Below are 20,139 nucleotides of genomic sequence, written 5' to 3'. Positions count from 1 at the left end.
ACCGTGATGTGCCATCCATGCTGGCACCGATCAACGGGCGAGCGCAGGCGGATCGCGCCAGAAACGCCGCTGTTGACGCATCGTCCACGGTGGCGTGAAGCGACCCAGTTGCAGATGAATAGCGCCCTGCTCGGCACTGTCATAGATGCGCAGGCCTTGTTTACGATAGCGCGCCAGTACGGTCGGATGCGGATGGCCGAAGGAATTGCCGTGACCTCGGGAGATCAACACGGCTTCAGGCTTCAGCGCCTTGAGCAGGGCCATGGACGACGAGCTGCGGCTGCCATGGTGCGGGGCCTGCAACCATTGCGTGGGCACGGCCAATGGACTGTCGAGCAGAACGCGTTCGGCGTGAGTGTCGATATCGCCCGTCAGCAATAGACGTTCGCCACTGGCCTCGATCTGCAACACGCAGGAGCGCTGGTTGCTGTCGTGGGCGTCCGACCATACCCAGAGCTGAAAACGCACGCCATCCCACTCCCATTGCTCACCACTTTCGCAGGCTTGAGCGCCAAGCTCGGCCGGCAGTCCCGGCGGATCGCCACTGAGTACCCTGCCGACCTTCAGGCCTCGGGCGACGGCCAGCGCACCGCCGGCATGATCGGCATCGGCGTGGCTGAGCAGCATCAGATCGAGGTTCTCCACGCTGAGTTTGCGCAACGCCGGCAGCACCACGCGCTCGCCCAGATCGAAATCGCCGAAACGCGGGCCGGCGTCATAGAGCAGCGCGTGGTGACGGGTTCTGATCAGGATCGCCAGCCCCTGACCGACATCCAGTTGCCAGACGTCAGCCAGACCTTCGTCCAACCGCTCACGCGGCGGCACCACCAGCATCAGCAACAATGGCCAGCCCAGCGGCCGCATCGGCACGCCGCGCGGCAACAGCAACAACACGGCACCCAGACTGCCGAACGCCCACATCCATGTGGATATCGACGGTGCTGTCCACGCAGGCCAGATCCCGGCAATCACCGCCAGCGCGCGAAACAGCCCATCGATCAATCCACCGGCCAGCCACAGCAAGCTTTCGCCGACATAGGGCAGCGGCAACAACAACGTGCCGAGCAAGGCCGGCGGCAGCACCACCAGGCTGACCCACGGCACCGCCAGCAGATTGGCCAGCGGCCCGCTGAGGCTGATTGGCAGGTTCAGCGCCAGCAACACCGGGCATAAGCCGATGGCAATCAACCACTGCGCTCGCGTCCAGGTTTGCCACCAGCGCCACGCGCCCAGCCGACCGCTGAAGGTGAAAACCAGCACCGCCACAGCAACGAAAGACAACCAGAAACCCGGGCGCAAGCTGGCCAGCGGGTCCAGCAACAACACGCCGTTGAACGCCAGCAGCAGCGGCCACCACGCCCCCAGATGGCGAAAGCGCAGGCGCCACAGCAGCACCAGCCCGACCATCACGCAAGCGCGCTGCACCGGCACATCAAAACCGGCGAGCAAGCCGTAACCGACGGCAGCGGCGAAAGCCAAGCCACAGGCCCACGGCAGCCACGACCAACGCAGCGGCCACAACCCGTAACGAGCGAGTCCTGCAACCAGCAGGTACATCACCGCCGCGAGCAATCCGATGTGCTGGCCGGAAATCACCAGCAAATGCACGGTGCCGGTGTCCTGCAGGACCTGCCAATCCTCGCGACTGAGCCCGGAACCGTCACCGAGCACCAGCGCCGCCAACGCGCCTTCGCGACCTTGCGCATCGACTTCAAGCAAACGCTGACGAAGGCTGTCGCGCCACGCCCATCGCGCCGTGCTCAGACGCTCACCGTCCTTGATCGTGCCCGTTGCACCGATGCGCTGCGCCAACAGCCACGCTTCGTAATCGAAGGCATCAGGATTGAGCAGGCCGGCGGGACGCTTGAGCTTGACCGCCAGACGCCAGCGCTCGCCGCTGTTGACCGGCGGCCCGGCATACCAGGCCAGACGCATCAGCGGCGGCAACGTTGCGTGACGCGAACGCGCATCGGCCAATTCAAAACGCACGACGCCATCACTGTGTTGCGGCAGGCCGACGACTCGCCCCTCCAGCCAACGCGTCTCGCCGTCGAGATGGCTCGCCAGTTGATCATCCAGTGCCCAGTGCGCGCCGACACCGGCCCAGGTGAAACCGAACAGCAAAAACGCCAATGGATAGCTGCGAAACGGCAGCAATATCAGCCCCACCGCCGGCAATACCACCAGTAACCCGACCGGCGGTAAACCCGGCAAAAAAACCACCACCAGCAGACCGACTGCCAGCGCCATCATCCCTGTGCGCATAAGCCCGTCCTTGAGAGTCGCACCTCTAGGCATAGCGGCTGTTCGGCATGGCCGTCGTCAACAATTGTCACAAAGTCTGAATGGGCGCCCCCTAGAATCCAGACATACTTGCCGCCTTAACCGACCGAGAAGCCTTATGCCCCGGCGCTTATTCAAACGTTACATGCCCGACCCGACGAGCATCAGGGAACACAAATCCTTACGCTTTCTCGGCAAGTTGCTGCATGACCCCAACCTCTGGCACCTCAATCGCCACTCGGTCGCGCGGGCGATGGCCGTCGGTTTGTTCGCCGCTTTCCTGCCCATTCCAGCACAGATGCTGGTGGCGGCCGCGCTGGCCATCACTGTGCGCGGGAACATGCCGATTGCCGTCAGCCTGGTGTGGCTGACCAACCCGATCACCATGCCGGCGGTGTTTTTTTGCACCTATCAGGCCGGGGCGTGGTTGATGGATGTGCCGGCGCGGCATCTGCCGGATGAGCTGACCTGGGAGTGGATCAGCGGGGAGCTGTCAACGCTGTGGCAGCCGTTTCTGCTGGGTTCGGTGGTGTGCGGGCTGGTACTGGGTGCCCTCGCCTACTTCGTGGTGATGATGTATTGGCGCTGGTGGGTGGCGCGACAGTGGGCGCGGCGCAAGAAAAGCCGCCAGCCTTGAACGCAAAACGGCCTCCGCAATGGGAGGCCGTTTTGTTTGGTGCTGCCGGACACGACCTGCAGGAGCTGCGGCACGCTGCGATCTTTTGATCTTGAAGGTCACAATCAAAAGATCGCAGCGTGCCGCAGCTCCTACAGGGATTGTGTGTGGATCAGGTACGCATCCCGCGGCCACTCACAAGTAAACGCGCACAACCGAGATACAGCACTACAGTCGCCACCAGCATGAAGGTGATCGCGATGCCGATCTTGATATCCGACACACCGAGAATGCCGTAACGGAACGCATTGACCATGTGCAGCACCGGGTTCGCCAGCGACACGGTCTGCCAGAACGGCGGCAGCAAGGTGATCGAGTAGAACACCCCACCCAGATACGTCAGCGGCGTCAGTACGAACGTCGGGATGATCGAGATGTCATCGAAGTTGCGCGCAAACACGGCGTTGATGAAGCCCAGCAGCGAGAAGATCGTCGCCGTCAGTACTACCACCAGAATGGTCACGCCGAGGTGATGCACCTGCAAATGGGTGAAGAACAGCGACAGAATCGTCACGATCACGCCCACCATCAGACCGCGCAATACACCGCCAATGGTGAAGCCGATCAGAATCGTATGCGGCGATACCGGTGAGACCATCAATTCTTCGATGGAACGCTGGAACTTGCTGCCAAAAAAACTCGAGACCACGTTGCCGTAAGAGTTGGTGATCACCGACATCATGATCAGGCCCGGCACGATGTACTCCATGTAGGTGAAGCCACCCATGTCGCCGATCTGCCGGCCGATCAGGTTCCCGAAGATCACAAAATACAGAACCATGGTGATTGCTGGCGGCAGCAGGGTCTGCGGCCAGATCCGCGTAAAGCGTTTGACCTCGCGGTAAACGATGGTCTGCAGGGCGACGAGGTTGGGACGGAATTCGGAACTCATACCGCCACCTTCGACAGATTTTTCTCCACCAGGGACACGAACAGCTCCTCAAGGCGATTGGTTTTGTTGCGCAGACTCAGCACTTCAATGTTCTGCTGCGCCAATTGGGTGAACAACGCCGTGATGCCCATGGATTTGTCGACCTGGACTTCCAGGGTATGGCTGTCGATCAACCGCGCGGGGTAGCCGAGCAATTGCGGCGTGACGCTCAAGTCGTTTTTCAGGTCGAGCAAGAAGGTTTCGACGTGCAACTGGCCCAGCAACTGTTTCATGCTGGTGTTCTCGACGATGGTGCCGTGGTCGATGATGCCGATGTTGCGGCACAGCTGCTCAGCCTCTTCCAGATAGTGCGTGGTGAGGATGATGGTGATGCCTTTCTGGTTCAGTTCGGTGAGGAACGTCCACATCGAGCGGCGCAACTCGATGTCGACACCTGCGGTCGGCTCATCGAGGATCAGCAGACGCGGTTCGTGCACCAGCGCGCGGGCAATCATCAAACGGCGCTTCATGCCGCCGGACAGCGAACGCGACGGCACATCGCGCTTGTCCCACAGGCCCAGTTGCGTCAGATACTGCTCGGCGCGTTCCTTGGCGACTTTCGCCGGAATGCCGTAGTAACCGGCCTGAGTGACGACGATGTCGAAGGTCTTCTCAAACTGGTTGAAGTTGAATTCCTGCGGCACCACGCCGATCGAGCGCTTGAGCTGCGCAGGATTTTTGTCGAGGTCGTGACCGAAGATATTCACCGTGCCGCTGGTCTTGTTGACCAGGGTCGAGAGAATGCCGATGGTTGTGGATTTGCCGGCACCGTTAGGGCCGAGCAAGGCGAAAAAGTCACCTTCGGCGACGTCCAGATCGATACCACTCAAGGCCTGGAACCCGTTGCCGTAGGTTTTGGTTAGCTGCCGGATGGACAGAGCGGAACTCATATCTGATTTACGCACCATTGAAGGAAAAAAGAAGACGGCGGCGAAGGATCGAACCGCAGCGCAAGTGCGCAATGGTGCTTGCCGCCGCCGTACAAGTACAGTCAAGTGTGTCGATAGTAGGTATTAAGTCAACGCGGTCATGACTGCTTTCTGGTAGGCCGGACGCTGCTTCAGGCGCTCGTACCAGGCCTGCAGATGCGCTTGCGGGGCGCGTTCGATGGGCATCTCGAACCAGGCATAAATGAAACTGCCGAGCGGGATATCGCCCATGCCAATGTCTTGGCCGGAAAGATACGGTTGGCTGGCCAACGCCTCGTCGGCCATGCTCAGCAACTCGCTGCATTCCTTGATCGCGGCGTTGATCGCTGGCCAGTCCTGCTTGTCCGCCGGGGTGCGCAAGACGCCCCAGAACACCGTGCGGAACGGCCCGGCAAAACTCGACGTGGTCCAGTCCATCCACTTGTCAGCGATGGCGCGGGCTTGCGGACCGGCCGAATACCAAGTGCTGTTCGGCGCATGCTTGCCCAGCAAGTAGCGCACGATGGCGTTGGATTCCCACAGCACGAAACCGTCGTCTTCGATCACCGGCACGCGACCGTTCGGGTTCATCGCCCGGTACTGCGGTGTGTCGACCACACCGAACGCGCCACCGGCATCAATCGCCTCGTAGGCCAAGCCGAGTTCCTCGGCGGCCCACAATGGCTTCCTGACATTCGATGAGTTTTTCCGTCCCCAGATCTTCAGCATGACCGCCTCTTTGCAAATGCGTGGGCGGCCAGCATACGCCGGATCAGACGCGGCTTACATCGTTGTGCATGTCGCCCAACAGTTGTGGCTGCTGATCGCCGAACAGGTGCGGATAGCATTTCTCCAGGTGTTCGAAGAAGAAGGTTTCCGGCACATCGGCGAACTGACCGTGATCGACCAGGTACTCCATCAATTGTGCGCCTTCACGATTGAACGGATGGAAAACGCTGTCATTGATGCCGTCGAATTCCAGCGGCGCGACGTTGAACAGTTCGCACAGTTTCTGGTTGAACGCCGGCGTTGCCTTGACCCAACGATCGTTGAGGAAAAACTCGGTGTAACCGTGCATGGCGAACATGTCGCTTTTCAGCAATTCGAGCAGACGCGGCGTCGATAAATGATTCTTCACGTCGGCCAGACCGATCCGCGCCGGGATCCCGCAATGCCGCGCGCAACCGGCGAGCAGCGTGGCTTTGGGCACGCAATAACTCTCCCCCGCCGCCAACGCGTAGCTGCCGCGCAGGGTTTGCGGATCGCGACTGAAAGTGTAGGGGTTGTAGCGCACCGCTTCGCGCACGGCGTAATAAAGATTGATCGCCTGCTCGACCGGGTCGCGACTGGCACCCCGATGTCGTTCAGCGAACTCCACCACCGCCGGGTGGTCACTATCGGTGAAGCGGCCGGGACTCAGATACTCGTGCATGACGGCAGTCTCCTGAATGAATCTGGAGTCTAGCGACAGCTCAAGCACAGAGATAACGACGTTTCGGCCAAACATGGATGCAAAGACGCGGGATCACCGAACGATTTCCCACACGTGTTGCCCACCGAACCTACGAAAACGATCCGGGGTTTCCCACGATTTCAATCACCTTGGTCTGACCACCCGGTTTTGCAGATGCGGTCTAAGCTCTGGAGGGTCGATTTGCCTTGGTTCACGGAGGACTGAAATATGCTGTTGTTGTGGATACTGGTTTTGGTTGTCGGCGTGGCGTATATCGCCCACCGGCGTATCGCCCCGTTGCCCGCGTTGGGCATCGTTGCCGTCTACTTATTGGCAATGGGCATTTTCAGTCACGCACCGGGCTGGTTGCTGCTGGTGTTCTGGGTGCTGCTAGCGGTGGTCGCCGCGCCGTTGCTGCTGCCTGACCTGCGCCGCAAACATTTCACCGCGCCGCTGTTCAACTGGTTCCAGAAAACCTTGCCGCCGATGTCGCAGACCGAACGCGACGCGATCGATGCCGGTACCGTGTGGTGGGATGGCGAGCTGTTCAGCGGCCGTCCGGACTGGGACAAACTGCTGGCCTATCCCAAGGTGCAACTGACTGAAGAAGAACAAGCCTTCATCGATGGCCCGACCGAAGAACTCTGCGCGATGGTCACCGACTGGCAGATCGGCCAGTCGATGGATCTGCCGCCCGAGGCCTGGACGCACATCAAGGAACACGGTTTTTTCGCCCTGATCATTCCAAAAGAATTTGGCGGCAAAGGCTTCTCGGCCTACGCCCACTCGCAAGTGGCGATGAAACTCGCAACCCGCAGCGGCGACCTCGCCTCCACCGTGATGGTGCCCAACTCCCTCGGCCCGGCTGAACTGTTGCTGCATTACGGCACCGACGAACAACGCAATCACTACCTGCCCCGTCTGGCCCGTGGCGACGACATTCCATGCTTCGCCCTCACCGGCCCGCTCGCCGGTTCCGATGCCGGTGCAATGCCCGACACCGGGATCATCTGCAAAGGTCAGTGGGAAGGTCAGGAAGTCATTGGCCTGCGCCTGAACTGGGAAAAACGCTACATCACTCTCGGGCCGGTGGCGACACTGCTCGGCCTGGCGTTCAAAGCGTATGACCCGGAACACTTGTTGGGTGAGAAGGAAGACCTCGGCATCAGCCTCGCGCTGATCCCGACCGACACCGACGGCGTCGAAATCGGCCGTCGTCACCTGCCACTGGGCGCTGCGTTCATGAACGGCCCGAACTCCGGCAAAGACGTGTTCATCCCGCTGGACTTCCTTATCGGCGGTCAGGAGATGCTCGGCAAAGGCTGGATGATGCTGATGAACTGTCTGTCGGTCGGCCGTTCGATCTCGCTGCCAGCGGTGGGTACCGGCGCCGCCAAGTTCACCAGTCTGGTCACCGGTCAGTACGCGCAAATCCGAGAACAATTCAACGTGCCGCTGTCAGCGTTCGAAGGCATTCAGGAAGCGATGGCGCGCATCGGCGGCAACGCGTGGATGATGGACGCCGCGCGGATGCTCACGGCCAACGCGGTCGATCTGGGCGAAAAACCGTCGGTGCTGTCGGCGATTCTGAAATACCACCTCACCGAACGCGGCCGCGAATGCATCAGCCACGCCATGGATGTCCACGGCGGCAAGGCGATCATCATGGGCCCGAACAATTACCTGGGGCGCAGTTGGAACGGTGCACCGATCTTCATCACCGTGGAAGGCGCGAACATTCTGTCACGCAACCTGATGATCTTCGGTCAGGGCGCGATTCGTTGCCATCCGTTCGTGCTCAAGGAAATGGCCCTCGCCGGCCGCGAGGACAAGGATCAGGCGCTGAAAGAGTTCGACGGCCTGCTGCTCAAGCACATCGGCTTTGCCGTGAGCAACGCTGCCAGCACGTTGGTGCTGAACCTTGGTTTCGGCCACTTCGAGCATGCGCCGGGCGACAAGATCAGCCAGGGCTATTTCCGCGCGCTTAACCGTCAGGCTGCAGCCTTTGCGATGCTCGCCGACTTCAGCATGATGCTGCTCGGCGGCGAGCTGAAACGCCGCGAGCGTCTGTCGGCACGACTGGGCGATGTGTTGAGCAACCTGTACCTGGCCTCGGCGGCGCTCAAGCGTTATCACGATCTGGATTCGCCGGCATATATGGAGCCGCTGTTCCGCTGGGCCATGGAAGAAAGCCTCGGCCAGGCGGAGCGGGCAATGGACGAGTTGCTGCGCAACTTCCCCAACAAAGTCTTCGGTTGCCTGCTGCGCGTCATCGTCTTCCCGTTTGGCCGTCGTCACAAAGGCCCGTCGGACAAACTCGGTGCCGAAGTGGCTGGCGTGATTGGTCGCGCGAAGGGCGATCCGGCGCTGGAAGAACTGCTCGCCGGTTGCTATCGCCCACAGTCGCCGGACGATGCGGTCGGTGCGCTGCAACACGCCAGCGATCTGCTGACGGCTGCGCAACCGCTGCATAAAAAGCTGCATGTGTCGCTGAAAAGCGGCCAGGTCAAACCGGTCGCCGGCGAACACGCGATCGACGCGGCACTGGAGGCCGGCGTACTGCAAGCGGTGGAAGCGCAGAGCCTGCGTGATGCCGAAGCGGCGCGACGCAAGGTGATCGATGTCGATGATTTCGACAAAGAGGAGCTGAAACAGGCAGAGGGCAAAGTCCGCTGATCCTAAGACCCATGTCCAAGCGGGCGCAGGAGCTTTATACTCCCGCGCCCGTTTTGCTCTTGAGGACTTATCTCGTGTCCAACGTCGTTGCCGATCATCTTGTGTTGCTCGACCACCTGCGCAGTATCCTGGTCGCCGTAGGTGAGGCCGAACAGGTTCCCGAAGAAAGCCATGCCTTGTTTCTGGAGCGTTTCGACGAACTGCTCGCATCGCTGCCGATCGATCCGATCGAAAGCCAATACCTGGGCCAGGACATCCTGACTCAAGTGATTACCCGTTATCCGCAAATCGCTCACCTGATTCCGCGGGATCTGCTGTGGTTCTTCGCCGGTGACTGCCTGCATTATCTGTCCGATGAAGAAATCGACATGTACCAGGCGCTGGAAGAGCGTCGTTACGAAGCTGAACAGAACGACGAACCGTTCGACTGGAATCAGGAAAAGCAGTTGCTGGCGATGTCCGCTCAGGACAGCAAGCACTGATTTAACATCAAAAGATCGCAGCCTTCGGCAGCTCCTACAGGAAGGCGCATTCCTCTGTAGGAGCTGCCGAAGGCTGCGATCTTTTGCTTTTGCGCTACAACAACCCTTCACTTTCCGGCAGCTCATACGCCATCGCCGCGTTATTCACACTGCCCGCCTTGCCCGGCTTGCTCAACGTCGGCTCCCTCTCCAGACACTCCACCAGATAGTCGATGAACACGCGCAATTTTGGCGGCAAATACCGCGTGGGCGAATGCAACAGCCAGAGTCCACCGTGGTAGGAAGCCAGGAACGTCCAGTCCGGCAACACCTGCACAATCAACTTCTGCTCCAACGCATAACGCGCGGTGAAGTACGGCAGGCTGCCAATGCCGATGTGCTGCAACACCGCGCCCAACCGCACACCCGTATGGTTGGCGGCATATCGACCACGTACTCCGACCGTTACCGACTTACTGCCCTTCTTGAATTTCCAGCGCGCATCGCTCGGGGTTTCGCCCAGGTAAATGCAGCTGTGGTTGAGCAAGTCATGCGGGTGCGTCGGCGTGCCGTGTTCGGCCAGGTATTGCGGGGTGGCGCACAGCATATGGTCGATGGTCAGCAATTGCCGACCGACCAACCCGGCCGGTGGCCGGTCGGTGATGCGAATGGCCAGATCAACATGATCGTCGATCAGATCAACCTGACGGTCCTCCAGCAGCAACTCGACATCGACCTTGGGATAGCGCCGCAAAAACTCCGGCATGTGCGGATGAATCACAAAGCGCCCGACCGCTTTCGGCACGCTGACCCGCACCAGCCCTTCGGCTTCATGCGTGAACTGGCCGCTGATTTCCATCACTGACTTGGCCGCGCTGACCATCTCCTGACAGCGCTTGAACACTTCTTCGCCGCCGTCACTCAAGCGCAGCTTGCGTGTGGTGCGCTGCAACAAGCGGGTGGCCAGAGCTTTTTCCAGGCGGGAAATACTGCGACTGACTGCGGACGGTGACGACCCCAGTTGGCGGGCTGCTTCAGAGAAGCTGCCGGTCTCCACGACCTTGACGAAAATCGCCATTTCACCGAGCAGCGGTAGCGGCAGATTTATGCTCACAGCGCACAAGTCCTTTGATGTTTGAACGGATTATCACGTTATTACACGATTCATATAATAAAAACAGAAACTTTAATAAGGGCATGGAATATGACGCTTCGCCTCTTTTTCCATAGCGATGACCTCAAGGCTAATGTGGAAGTGCTCGATTGCACGGCCCATGAGCAAGAATTCGCCGTGGTGCTGCGCGCCACGCTGTTTCATCCGCAGGGTGGTGGCCAGCCTTGCGATACCGGCTGGATCGGAGAAGCCCAGGTTCTGCGCGTGGTGCAGGATCCGGAGCGGATCATTCATTTCGTCGACCGCCCTGTTCCGCTCGGCATGACCGCTATCCGGGTTGACCAGCCGCGGCGCGAGTTCAACACGCGCATGCATTCTGCCGGGCACCTGATCGGCCATTTTGTCCAGGCCATGGGCTGGATGCCGATCAAGGCGCATCACTGGCCAGACGAAGGCCGGGTGCAATTCAAACCGAGCGACAGTGCACAGGAGGTCGACGCGCAGACCCTCCAGTCCGGGATCGGGCAGTGGATCGACGACGATCTGCCGCGCCTGACCTCGCTGCGTGAAGGCGCACGGGAAATCGGTTTTGGTGAACTGCCGGCCTATGGCTGCGGCGGCACCCACGTTCGTAGCCTGAAGGAGTTGGGCACAGTCACGATCGCGTCCCTGTCGCAGAAGAAGGGCACGCTGTCCGTCCACTACCACGTGGATTGAGCATTTCGGGCGCTGCCCTGCGCAGCGTCCGACGCCGGGGAACCGCACTCGCAGGTTCCGTTGACTATCGATAGATGGACCTAAAAAAATGATGCTAGACGTCGAGCGTCTCGATGAGACGTGCATAAAAAAACTGGCCAACGAAGAAGTCCTCGCCATCCGCGTCAAAGGCTTTTTGCCCACGCCGCTGGCCATCGAAATTGGCGACAAGATTCTCGCTCCAGGCTTTGAGGGGTACATCAACGCACCGAGCATCGGCCGCATCGGCATGGCGTTTTACGAAGCAGAAAACCAGCCGCTGTTGATCGAGGATTACTTCGAACGCGCCACCGGCAATATTGCTGAATTGCGCAATCGCTGCGCGCCCTACTCTTCGCCGGTCGATACCTTGCGCTGCATGCTCGACGAATCCTGGCCGGCCGGCGCGCATCTGGAAAACCTCTACGGTCGCAAAATGTATGTCGGCCTGTCGCGGGTGGTGAAGCCCGGGGTGTGCTTTCTCGCCCACCACGACATTTTTGCCAAGGACGCGCCGGACAGTTTTCAGGCACGCAGCCTCGAAGCGCAATTTGCCTGCAACGTCTACCTGAACATGCCGACCGAGGGCGGCGCGTTGCAGATGTGGGACGACGACATCAGCCCGGATCAGTTCGACGAAATGCGTGGTGACAGTTACGGCATCGACCCGGCGCTGCTCGGTCCGCCAGCGCTTGAAGTACGACCGCAACCCGGCGACTTCATCATGTTCAATTCGCGCTGCATGCACTCGGTGACCCCGGGCGTGGCAGATCCGCGCTTGAGCCTTTCTTTCTTTGTCGGCTATCGCGGCAATGCTTCACCCCTGACTTTCTGGAGCTGAGATGTATTCGAATTACCTGGGCGAGTTTCTGGCGCTGGCCACCATTCACTTTCTTGCCGTGGTCGCTCCCGGCCCGGACTTCGCCGTGACCATCCGCCAAAGCGTACGCTTCGGACGGCTGGTGGGGATTTGCACGGCACTGGGCATCGGCGCGGGAATTTCCGTGCACGTTCTGTACACCTTGCTCGGCGTCGGCGCGTTGATGCACACCACCCCATGGTTGTTGACCGTGGCCAAGGTAGTCGGCGGTGCTTACATTTTGTATCTGGGGGTCAGCCTGATCCGCAGCAAACCGAAAACCACCCTTGAAGGCGAAAAAGCCGCCGATGAACCGTTGGTGGAACAATCGTTGTTCAAGGCGTTCAGTACCGGTTTCCTGACCAACGCCACCAACCCCAAGGCAACGCTGTTCTTTCTGGCGATTTTCACCACGATCATCAGTGCCAGCACGCCCCTGCAAATCCAGGCCTTTTATGGCTTGTGGATGTGTTTTGTGAATGCGTTGTGGTTCGTGATCGTCGCGCTGTTTTTCTCCAGCAACAAGGTGCGCGTGCTGTTCATGCGCATGGGGCACTGGTTCGAACGCAGCATGGGCGTGATCCTGATTCTGTTCGCCGGGCGCTTGATGCTGTCGATGTAAGCGACAAAAAAGTCCCGGCAATCGCTTGCCGGGACTTTTTCATTTCTGCGCCTCTTTTGCGTTTCTGTGCGACAGATCAAGTTTCAGGACTCCCTGGGTAATCGCCCACAGTGTTAGTTTGCAAAATGTTTCTGACGCAACCGTCAGAAATATTTCTCATCAATTGCCCGCAAGGAAAGCCTCCGTAATGGATTTCTCCCTCAAGCAACTGGCCGCCGCTACCCTGATGCTGGCCAGCCTCGCGTCATTCACTAGCGCCGCTCAAGCCAACATCACGCCACAGCAAAGCGCGGTCATCCTGAAATCCTTCGACGACAAAACCGTCACGGATTTCCGCGAGTTTCTGGGCAGTCTGGCCAAGAGCGACATCGCCAAAAGCGAAAATCTCGGCCCGGCCATCAGCGCCTTCCTCGACAACAAGACCCTGACCGCTGAACAACTGAACGAAGTTCACCGTCTGCTGGGTATCTACACCCGCGTGAAATACGGCAAAGCTGCGCTGGAAACCCTGCGTGAACTGGTCGAGATCCCGACCTTTCAGAAGGAAGGTGTGGCCCAGCACGACAATCCTGAGTTCATCAAGATTGCCGCGAAGATCCAGAGCCTGGCCGAATCGTTCAATCTGAAATTCCGCAACGTCGACAACCGCGTTTACGAAATTTCCCTCGACGGCGCAGGCGATGAAGTTGTCGGCATTCACGCCCACGCCGACGTGGTGCCGGTGACGCCGGAAAACTGGGTGCTCAAGGACGGTACCAAGCTTAACCCGTTCAAAGTCACCCTGATTGGCGATCGCATGTACGGACGCGGCACCGAGGATGACAAGAACGGCATCGTTGTCGCGTTGTACGCGATGAAAGTGATCAAGGAAGAAAAGCTGCCACTGGCACGCAACTTCAAACTGCTGGTCGACACCACCGAAGAGACCACTGGCGACGCCATCCCTTACTACTTCGAAAACAACCCGACGCCGGCCTACAACATGGCGCTGGACGGTGGTTACCCGGTGGTGATTGCCGAAAAAGGCTACGGCACCGTGATGGCCAAATTTGCCAAACGCACAGCCGAAGGCAAAGGCGCGGAAATCACCTCGATGACCGGCGGCCTGGCGACCAACCAGATTCCTTCGGCGTCCGTCGTCACATTGCTGACCGACAAACCTGCCGAACTGGCCGCCAGCCTGCAAAAGGCCGGCAACGAGTTCGCCAAGCACAATGGCGGCAACTTCGAAGTGGCGGCCAAGGTTGACGGTAAAGACGTCAAGCTGACGGTGACCGGCGTTTCTGCGCACTCCTCCGAACCGGAGTCCGGCGTGAACCCGGTGGCGCGCATGCTGGTGTTCATCAATAGCCTGAACGGTAAAGTTGCCCTCAAGCACAACCAGTTCACCGATGCCGCCCGCTACGCCGCCGACAACTGGGGCCTGGATTACTTGGGCAACACTTTGAAGGTGGGCTTCTCCGACAGTTTCATGGGTCCGTTGACCACCTCTCTGACGTATGTCGGTGAGGATGACAAAGCCTTCAAACTGGCGGTCAACCTGCGCGTGCCGAAGGGCAAGTCGCCAGAAAAACTCAAGGCTGAAATCGCTGACAAACTCAGTGCCTGGACGAAGAAAACTCACGTCGCCGTGGCCTTCGATTACTCGGTTGCCGAACCGATGTACCGTAATCCGGAAGGTGAATGGGTCAAGGCATTGCTGGCCGTATCTACAGAAAACCTCGGCATGAAGCACGAGTTCGGCACCTCTGCCGGTGCCACGTCGGTGCATGAACTGCCTAACGGCGTGCAATTTGGCCTGGCACGCCCTGAGGTGAAATACACCGGGCACACCGATGGCGAGTTCAAGACCGTTGACCAGTTCTTGCTGGACCTGCAAATCGTCACCGAAATGATGGGCCGCATCGGGCAACTGCCGAAGCTGTGATCGATCGTTCGAACCCGGTCAGCGCATGGCCGGGTTCTGGCAGACGCAAAAAAAGGACCGTGAAGGTCCTTTTTTGTGGGCGACGACAAATCGCGCACAAACAAAAACGCCGATCATCACTGATCGGCGTTTTTGTTGAATATGGAGCGGGAAACGAGACTCGAACTCGCGACCCCGACCTTGGCAAGGTCGTGCTCTACCAACTGAGCTATTCCCGCAATGGCGTCCCCTAGGGGACTCGAACCCCTGTTACCGCCGTGAAAGGGCGGTGTCCTAGGCCACTAGACGAAGGGGACACAGGCTACAACTTTCACTAATAAAAACGCCGCTCACTGAGCGGCGTTTCTAGAATTTGGAGCGGGAAACGAGACTCGAACTCGCGACCCCGACCTTGGCAAGGTCGTGCTCTACCAACTGAGCTATTCCCGCAAATGGCGTCCCCTAGGGGACTCGAACCCCTGTTACCGCCGTGAAAGGGCGGTGTCCTAGGCCACTAGACGAAGGGGACACGCTACCCGGAACACATGGTGTGTGTTTCGGTGTCCAGATCCGCGTCCGAAGATTTGGTTCTGGTTTCACTCAGCACCGCCCGAAAGCACTGCTGTTTAAAAATGGAGCGGGAAACGAGACTCGAACTCGCGACCCCGACCTTGGCAAGGTCGTGCTCTACCAACTGAGCTATTCCCGCATTGGCGTCCCCTAGGGGACTCGAACCCCTGTTACCGCCGTGAAAGGGCGGTGTCCTAGGCCACTAGACGAAGGGGACACACTACAACTTCACTCCCTACCGCGTTTCGCTGTGCGCTTTACGCTGTAAGTGGCGCGCATTCTATGGATGGATTGAGAGGTCGTCAACCCCCCGATATAAATTTATTTAAATCAATGACTTCGCCCTGCTTTACGAGGCCAACCGGGCTTTTCCGTCGCCCGACGTTTGACGCCTATATTCCGCCACCCGCCAAGACGTTATAGTCAGCGCACAGTGATGGCAATCTGCACATCAAGCGCCAGCATTCATATAAGCAGCTCGCGGCCGATACAGATTGAACCTGCCGATCCAACTCGTCGAGCGGCGCTAGGCGCCTAAATGCCCAGCCACTACACTCGCATGCGAACCCTATAAAGAGGTCTTACCGGTGACACCACTCATGATCACCCTGCTAGTCATAGCCGGGATCGCAATTCTGATCGCCATTGGCTACATGAACCATGTGGTGGAAAACAACAAACTGGAGAAGGCCCGCACCAAAGTCGAACTCAACGACCGCCTGCGCCGCTGCGGCGAACTGACCGAGACCTTCCCCGGCCAGTTCATGACCCCCGGCCTCAAACTGCTGTTGACCCGTCTGGAACTCAACGTCTGCCAGCGCCTGTTGAACCTGGAAAAAACCAGCGCCACCACCAAAGCTCGTATCACTGAACTGAGCGCACTGGTCGCTCAGGGCGAATCAATCCCGGTCAACAACCCGCCGGCGCCGATCCTGACCGAAGCCAAAGCCAAGGACGTGCGCTTCCTCCTCGAAGCCTTGCACGGCCAGATCACCCGCGCTGCCCACGACGGCTTCCTGCCGCCAAACGAAGCCAAGCAGTGGATTCGTGAAGTCCGCCACATCCTGGTGCTGCTGCACATCGAGTTCTTCAACAATCTCGGCCAACAGTCCCTGCAACAAAACCAGCCCGGCCAGGCCCGCCTCGCCTTCGAACGCGGCGTGCAATACCTGCGCAAACAGCAGGATCCGCAGATATACGCCGAACAACTGCAATACCTGGAAAAACTGCTGGCCCGCGCCAACGCCCAGGTCATGGACAAAATTGCCCCGGTCGAAGGCGAAGAGAACCAACTGACAGCCGGCCTCAAAGACGTCGAGGCGGACGCAGACTGGAAGAAGAAAGTCATCTACGACTGATCGCAGGGGATGAAAGAGAAGCCACCGAGGGGTAATGCCGATCAGTTAAGCCTTCTCGCTTGACCTTTGGCCGCAAGAAATCAAAATCCGATGCCTGTACTGGCATCGGATTTTTTTATGCGTCTCGCTCGGGCACTGGAACTGACCCACAACATCGCCTCTACCCCCAACGCCATTGAGGGATTGGATGCTTTGCTCGATCCTTCTTTGGTCGAACAGGCGCTTGAACAAGCTGGTGTGGCGACGCTGCGCAAGCGTCGTTTGCCTCTGGAAATGATGCTCTGGTGCGTGATCTCCATGGCGTTCTTCCGGCGCATGTCGGCCTGGGATGTGGTTAGTCGCATGAATATCATGTTGCCGGGTCAGCGCCCGTTGGTAGCGCCCAGCGCCGTAGTCCAGGCTCGTCAGAGATTGGGCAGCGAAGCTGTACGACAAGTCTTCGATTTGACCCAGAAAAGTTGGCATGAGGCAGCCGGTCACCCGACTTGGGCCGGTCTGCGTTTGTTGGGTGTCGATGGCGTTGTCTGGCGCACGCCCGATACGCCGGAAAATCGGGCGCGCTATGACTCCGCCAGCAACCAGCATGGCGACACCGGTTTTCCTCAGGTGCGCATGGTCTGCCAAATGGAGTTGACCAGCCATTTGCTGATTGGAAGTGCGTTTGACGGCTACCGCAGCAACGAAATGAAACTGGCCGAGCAACTGATCGAAACCACCCCCGATCACTCGCTGACGCTGTTTGATCGTGGTTTTTACTCGTTAGGTTTACTGCATCAGTGGCAGCAGGCAGGTGTCGAACGCCACTGGCTGATGCCGCTGAAAAAAGGCTCGCAGTACGAGGTGATCCAGCGTTTGGGGCGCCAGGATGCGATTATTTTGCTGAGCACTTCGCCACAGGCCCGCAAGCAATGGCCTGGGTTGCCGGAGCGGCTGACCGCGCGACTGCTGAGCAAAACCGTCAAGGGCAAGGTGTGTCAGATTCTGACCTCGATGACTGACCCACTGCGTTTTCCTTCCGACGAGATTGTTGATCTATACAGCCAGCGCTGGGAAATCGAATTAGGCTTTCGGGAAATGAAGCAGACGCTGCTCAACAGCAGCTATACGCTGCGCAGCAAGACACCCGAGATGATCGAGCAAGAGTTGTGGGGTGTGTTGTTGGGCTACAACTTGTTGCGCTATCAGATGGTGGAAATGAGTCGCCACTGTCCTGGCATTTACCCGTGCGAAATGAGCTTTACTGCGTGTACCTGGGCGATTCTTGGGTTTATCAACAGCGTCTCGGCCGATCGTTCCGGGAACATCCCCAAGTATTTGGCCGAGCTTCATGCTTCAGCGCCGCACTACGTTCTGCCGCATCGACGGGAGGAGCGCGTTTACCCTCGGGCCATCAGGCTTAAATCCCCGAAATATCCGATCAAAAATAAAAATGCCAGTCAGCTTAACTGACTGGCATTAGCCACCGAGGGGTGGCTTTTTTTGTGGGTGGTCGAGGGAGATTGGGGGGGAATGTCAGGCCGCTATTGCTGGCAAACCAGCTCCCACAGGGATTGGGTACTGTTTTAGAAATGGTTAGAGCGCTATCGCGAGCAAGCTTTGCTTCTGCAAAAGAAGATCAAAAGATCGCAGCCTTCGGCAGCTCCTGCATGAAACTTGTGCACATTCAATCGTGGAGGGGCTGCCGAGGGTCAGAGCCGAAAGTGGCCGACCATCGAGCGCAACTCATTGCCCAACTGCGCCAGCTCAACACTCGACGCCGCATTCCCGCGCATCGCCAGCGACGACTGATCCGCACTCGCCCGAATACTCGTGACGCTGCGATTAATCTCCTCAGCCACCGAACTCTGCTCCTCGGCCGCCGCCGCAATCTGCTGATTCATTTGCTGAATCAACGAAACCGCTGCCGCAATACTCCCCAGCGCACTCTCCGTCTGCAACGCATCACTGACTGCCAGCTTCACCAGCTCACCACTGCCCTGAATCTGCTGCACCGACGAATGCGCCGCTGCCCGCAACGCACTGACCAAGCGCTCGATCTCCTCGGTCGATTGTTGCGTGCGCCGCGCCAACGCACGCACCTCATCCGCCACCACTGCGAAGCCCCGGCCCTGCTCCCCGGCCCGCGCCGCTTCGATTGCCGCGTTGAGCGCCAGAAGATTGGTCTGCTCGGCCACGCTCTTGATCACCTCGAGCACCGTTCCGATATTCTGAATTTCCGCGCTCAGGCTCTCGATGCTGGAGCTGGCCGATGACGCCGAGTCCGCCAACTGCTCGATCCGCGCCATGCTCTGACGCACCACCTGCTGACCACTCTCGACCTTGCCATCCGCCGTTTGTGCGGCTAACGCCGCTTCTTCGGCGTTGCGCGCCACATCGTGAACGGTTGCGGTCATCTGATTCATGGCCGTGGCGACCTGCTCGGTTTCCTCTTTTTGGCTGCTGACCTCAAGATTGGTCTGCTCAGTCACCGCCGACAGCGATTGCGCCGAACTGGCCAGTTGCTCGATGCCCGCCTGCAAGCCGCTGACAATCGTGCTCAACCCCGCGCCCATCTGTTGCATGGCCTGCATCAACTGGCCAATTTCGTCCCGTCGCGTCACTTGCACCGTGGCGCTCAAATCGCCGGCAGCAATCTGCTGCGCCACCTGAATCACGCTGCGCAACGGCGCCACGATCAAGCGGGTAATAACCCATGCGGCGATCAGGCCCACCAACAATGCCAGCGCCGACGACCCAAGAATCAGCAACGAATTTTTCTTCAGCTCCGCCTGCATCGCACCGTCTTCAGCGACATAGGCCTGATTGACCCGCTCCACCACTTGCGCGGCGCGCTGGTGCAATTGTTCGTAGACGGTTTTTTCCTGCGCCAGCAGCCCGGTGTATTCGGCCAGTTTGTCGTTGAACCCGGCGATGTGCCCGGACACCTCATTGAGCACCGTCAGATAGCCCTCGTCCTTGACCGTTGCCTTCAGCTCCTCGGCCTGCGCCTGAGCCTGTGCCGCCTGTTCGATGTTGCCCTTGCCCGCACTGTCGGCATCGCCCTTGCGGCTTTGGTCCAGACGAATTCGCGCCTCGTTCATCGCTTGCAGCATCAAGCGCGAAACCTGGCTGACCTGGCTGGCTTGCTCGATAAACTGCGCACCGTCCTTGCCCTCGGTGTCTTTCAACGTATAAGCACCATCATCGGCCAGCCCGGCCTGCAACACATCGAGATTGTTGGCCACGCTGGACACCGACCAACTGGCCATCTCCAGCGCCAGATCCTTGGCTTGTGTCAGCGATACGAACTCATCGAACGCCTTGCGATAGGCGCCCAGCGACTGCTCGACATCACTCATCACCGGCACATTGGCGGGCGACAGCGCCTTGAGTTCGTTGGCCTGGGCAATCAGCCCATCGACGCCTTGACGCAAGGCATCGGCGGTTTTCGGGTCACCGCGCAAAGCGTATTCCTGCTCCAGCAGGCGCACCTTGAGCAGGCCACTGTTCAGCGCAGACATCTGCTTGAGCCCCTCGAAGCGCTGACTGATGGTCTGCAGGGACCAGACCCCGATGGCCGCGACCAGCGCGGTCAACAACAGCACCAG

16 protein-coding genes, 6 tRNA genes and 1 pseudogene are annotated in these 20,139 nt (G+C 59.2%); 9 read left to right on the top strand and 14 right to left on the bottom strand.

Annotated elements, in window-relative coordinates:
- Positions 1 to 30: 30 nt before the first annotated feature.
- Positions 31 to 2,265, bottom strand: a complete 2,235-nt coding sequence (locus ACZZ0B_RS04805; RefSeq protein ID WP_463544482.1) for a DNA internalization-related competence protein ComEC/Rec2 — start codon at positions 2,263 to 2,265, stop codon at positions 31 to 33.
- Between the two features lie 136 nt (positions 2,266 to 2,401).
- Between ACZZ0B_RS04805 and ACZZ0B_RS04800 the strand changes: the two genes are divergently transcribed.
- Positions 2,402 to 2,920, top strand: coding sequence for a DUF2062 domain-containing protein (locus ACZZ0B_RS04800; RefSeq protein ID WP_008086309.1), 519 nt, complete (start codon positions 2,402 to 2,404; stop codon positions 2,918 to 2,920).
- A gap of 151 nt (positions 2,921 to 3,071) precedes the next feature.
- On the opposite strand, the gene ACZZ0B_RS04795 is transcribed toward ACZZ0B_RS04800, so the two are convergent.
- The 4 genes from ACZZ0B_RS04795 to ACZZ0B_RS04780 all read right to left on the bottom strand — a co-directional run bounded on the left by ACZZ0B_RS04795 (position 3,072) and on the right by ACZZ0B_RS04780 (position 6,230).
- Positions 3,072 to 3,851, bottom strand: a complete 780-nt coding sequence (locus tag ACZZ0B_RS04795) for an ABC transporter permease (RefSeq protein WP_008087860.1) — start codon at positions 3,849 to 3,851, stop codon at positions 3,072 to 3,074.
- Positions 3,848 to 4,780 (bottom strand): ABC transporter ATP-binding protein, encoded by a 933-nt coding sequence (locus tag ACZZ0B_RS04790; RefSeq protein ID WP_463544481.1) that lies wholly within the window; start codon positions 4,778 to 4,780, stop codon positions 3,848 to 3,850. The genes ACZZ0B_RS04795 and ACZZ0B_RS04790 overlap by 4 nt, the downstream gene beginning before the upstream one ends.
- Before the next feature lie 123 nt (positions 4,781 to 4,903).
- Positions 4,904 to 5,527, bottom strand: coding sequence for a glutathione S-transferase family protein (locus ACZZ0B_RS04785; protein WP_463544480.1), 624 nt, complete (start codon positions 5,525 to 5,527; stop codon positions 4,904 to 4,906).
- 43 nt (positions 5,528 to 5,570) lie between these two features.
- Positions 5,571 to 6,230 carry a transglutaminase-like domain-containing protein gene (locus ACZZ0B_RS04780; protein WP_463544479.1) on the bottom strand — a complete coding sequence of 220 codons (660 nt, stop codon included), beginning with the start codon at positions 6,228 to 6,230 and terminating at the stop codon, positions 5,571 to 5,573.
- Positions 6,231 to 6,479: 249 nt separating this feature from the next.
- Between ACZZ0B_RS04780 and ACZZ0B_RS04775 the strand changes: the two genes are divergently transcribed.
- Together ACZZ0B_RS04775 and ACZZ0B_RS04770 are read left to right on the top strand one after the other, a co-directional pair.
- Positions 6,480 to 8,927, top strand: a complete 2,448-nt coding sequence (locus ACZZ0B_RS04775) for an acyl-CoA dehydrogenase (RefSeq protein ID WP_463544478.1) — start codon at positions 6,480 to 6,482, stop codon at positions 8,925 to 8,927.
- Positions 8,928 to 9,001: 74 nt separating this feature from the next.
- The gene (locus ACZZ0B_RS04770; protein WP_008087850.1) at positions 9,002 to 9,409 is read left to right on the top strand and encodes a PA2817 family protein; all 408 of its coding nucleotides are present in this window, start codon (positions 9,002 to 9,004) and stop codon (positions 9,407 to 9,409) included.
- A 94-nt stretch (positions 9,410 to 9,503) separates the two neighbouring features.
- On the opposite strand, the gene ACZZ0B_RS04765 is transcribed toward ACZZ0B_RS04770, so the two are convergent.
- Positions 9,504 to 10,502, bottom strand: coding sequence for a LysR family transcriptional regulator (locus tag ACZZ0B_RS04765; protein ID WP_008087848.1), 999 nt, complete (start codon positions 10,500 to 10,502; stop codon positions 9,504 to 9,506).
- A gap of 90 nt (positions 10,503 to 10,592) precedes the next feature.
- On the opposite strand from ACZZ0B_RS04765, the gene ACZZ0B_RS04760 reads away from it, so the two are divergent.
- The 4 genes from ACZZ0B_RS04760 (at position 10,593) to ACZZ0B_RS04745 (ending at position 14,645) form a co-directional block, all read left to right on the top strand.
- A complete protein-coding gene (locus ACZZ0B_RS04760; protein ID WP_440097104.1) occupies positions 10,593 to 11,219 on the top strand; it encodes an alanyl-tRNA editing protein in 627 nt (208 codons plus the stop codon).
- Positions 11,220 to 11,307: 88 nt separating this feature from the next.
- Positions 11,308 to 12,078: a 2OG-Fe(II) oxygenase gene (locus ACZZ0B_RS04755; protein ID WP_008087844.1), complete on the top strand. Its 771-nt coding sequence runs from the start codon at positions 11,308 to 11,310 to the stop codon at positions 12,076 to 12,078.
- Between the two features lies 1 nt (position 12,079).
- Positions 12,080 to 12,718 (top strand): LysE family translocator, encoded by a 639-nt coding sequence (locus ACZZ0B_RS04750; protein WP_008087842.1) that lies wholly within the window; start codon positions 12,080 to 12,082, stop codon positions 12,716 to 12,718.
- A gap of 187 nt (positions 12,719 to 12,905) precedes the next feature.
- The gene (locus ACZZ0B_RS04745) at positions 12,906 to 14,645 is read left to right on the top strand and encodes a dipeptidase (RefSeq protein ID WP_463544477.1); all 1,740 of its coding nucleotides are present in this window, start codon (positions 12,906 to 12,908) and stop codon (positions 14,643 to 14,645) included.
- Between the two features lie 142 nt (positions 14,646 to 14,787).
- Here ACZZ0B_RS04745 and ACZZ0B_RS04740 read toward each other — a convergent pair.
- From ACZZ0B_RS04740 to ACZZ0B_RS04715, 6 genes are all read right to left on the bottom strand, one after another.
- Positions 14,788 to 14,863, bottom strand: a tRNA-Gly gene (locus ACZZ0B_RS04740).
- Between the two features lie 2 nt (positions 14,864 to 14,865).
- Positions 14,866 to 14,941: transfer RNA gene (locus ACZZ0B_RS04735), tRNA-Glu, on the bottom strand.
- Positions 14,942 to 14,998: 57 nt separating this feature from the next.
- A tRNA-Gly gene (locus ACZZ0B_RS04730) sits at positions 14,999 to 15,074 on the bottom strand.
- 3 nt (positions 15,075 to 15,077) lie between these two features.
- A tRNA-Glu gene (locus ACZZ0B_RS04725) sits at positions 15,078 to 15,153 on the bottom strand.
- 104 nt (positions 15,154 to 15,257) lie between these two features.
- A tRNA-Gly gene (locus tag ACZZ0B_RS04720) sits at positions 15,258 to 15,333 on the bottom strand.
- A gap of 2 nt (positions 15,334 to 15,335) precedes the next feature.
- Positions 15,336 to 15,411 (bottom strand) — tRNA-Glu (locus tag ACZZ0B_RS04715).
- A 382-nt stretch (positions 15,412 to 15,793) separates the two neighbouring features.
- Between ACZZ0B_RS04715 and ACZZ0B_RS04710 the strand changes: the two genes are divergently transcribed.
- Positions 15,794 to 16,552 carry a hypothetical protein gene (locus ACZZ0B_RS04710; RefSeq protein WP_045123332.1) on the top strand — a complete coding sequence of 253 codons (759 nt, stop codon included), beginning with the start codon at positions 15,794 to 15,796 and terminating at the stop codon, positions 16,550 to 16,552.
- 117 nt (positions 16,553 to 16,669) lie between these two features.
- Complete coding sequence (locus ACZZ0B_RS04705) at positions 16,670 to 18,001, top strand: IS4 family transposase (protein ID WP_463544343.1); 1,332 nt, start codon at positions 16,670 to 16,672, stop codon at positions 17,999 to 18,001.
- Between the two features lie 239 nt (positions 18,002 to 18,240).
- Here ACZZ0B_RS04705 and ACZZ0B_RS04700 read toward each other — a convergent pair whose 3' ends face one another.
- Positions 18,241 to 19,104 carry a methyl-accepting chemotaxis protein gene (locus tag ACZZ0B_RS04700; protein ID WP_463546912.1) on the bottom strand — a complete coding sequence of 288 codons (864 nt, stop codon included), beginning with the start codon at positions 19,102 to 19,104 and terminating at the stop codon, positions 18,241 to 18,243.
- A pseudogene (locus ACZZ0B_RS04695) lies at positions 19,102 to 19,326 on the bottom strand (HAMP domain-containing protein); the annotation flags it as partial. The gene ACZZ0B_RS04700 and the pseudogene ACZZ0B_RS04695, both read right to left, overlap by 3 nt.
- Between the last annotated feature and the right edge of the window lie 813 nt (positions 19,327 to 20,139).

The sequence above is a fragment of the Pseudomonas sp. AC247 genome, assembly GCF_979258015.1.
Note: the sequence above shows the minus strand (reverse complement) of the source record. Positions and strands in the feature narration are given on the sequence as shown.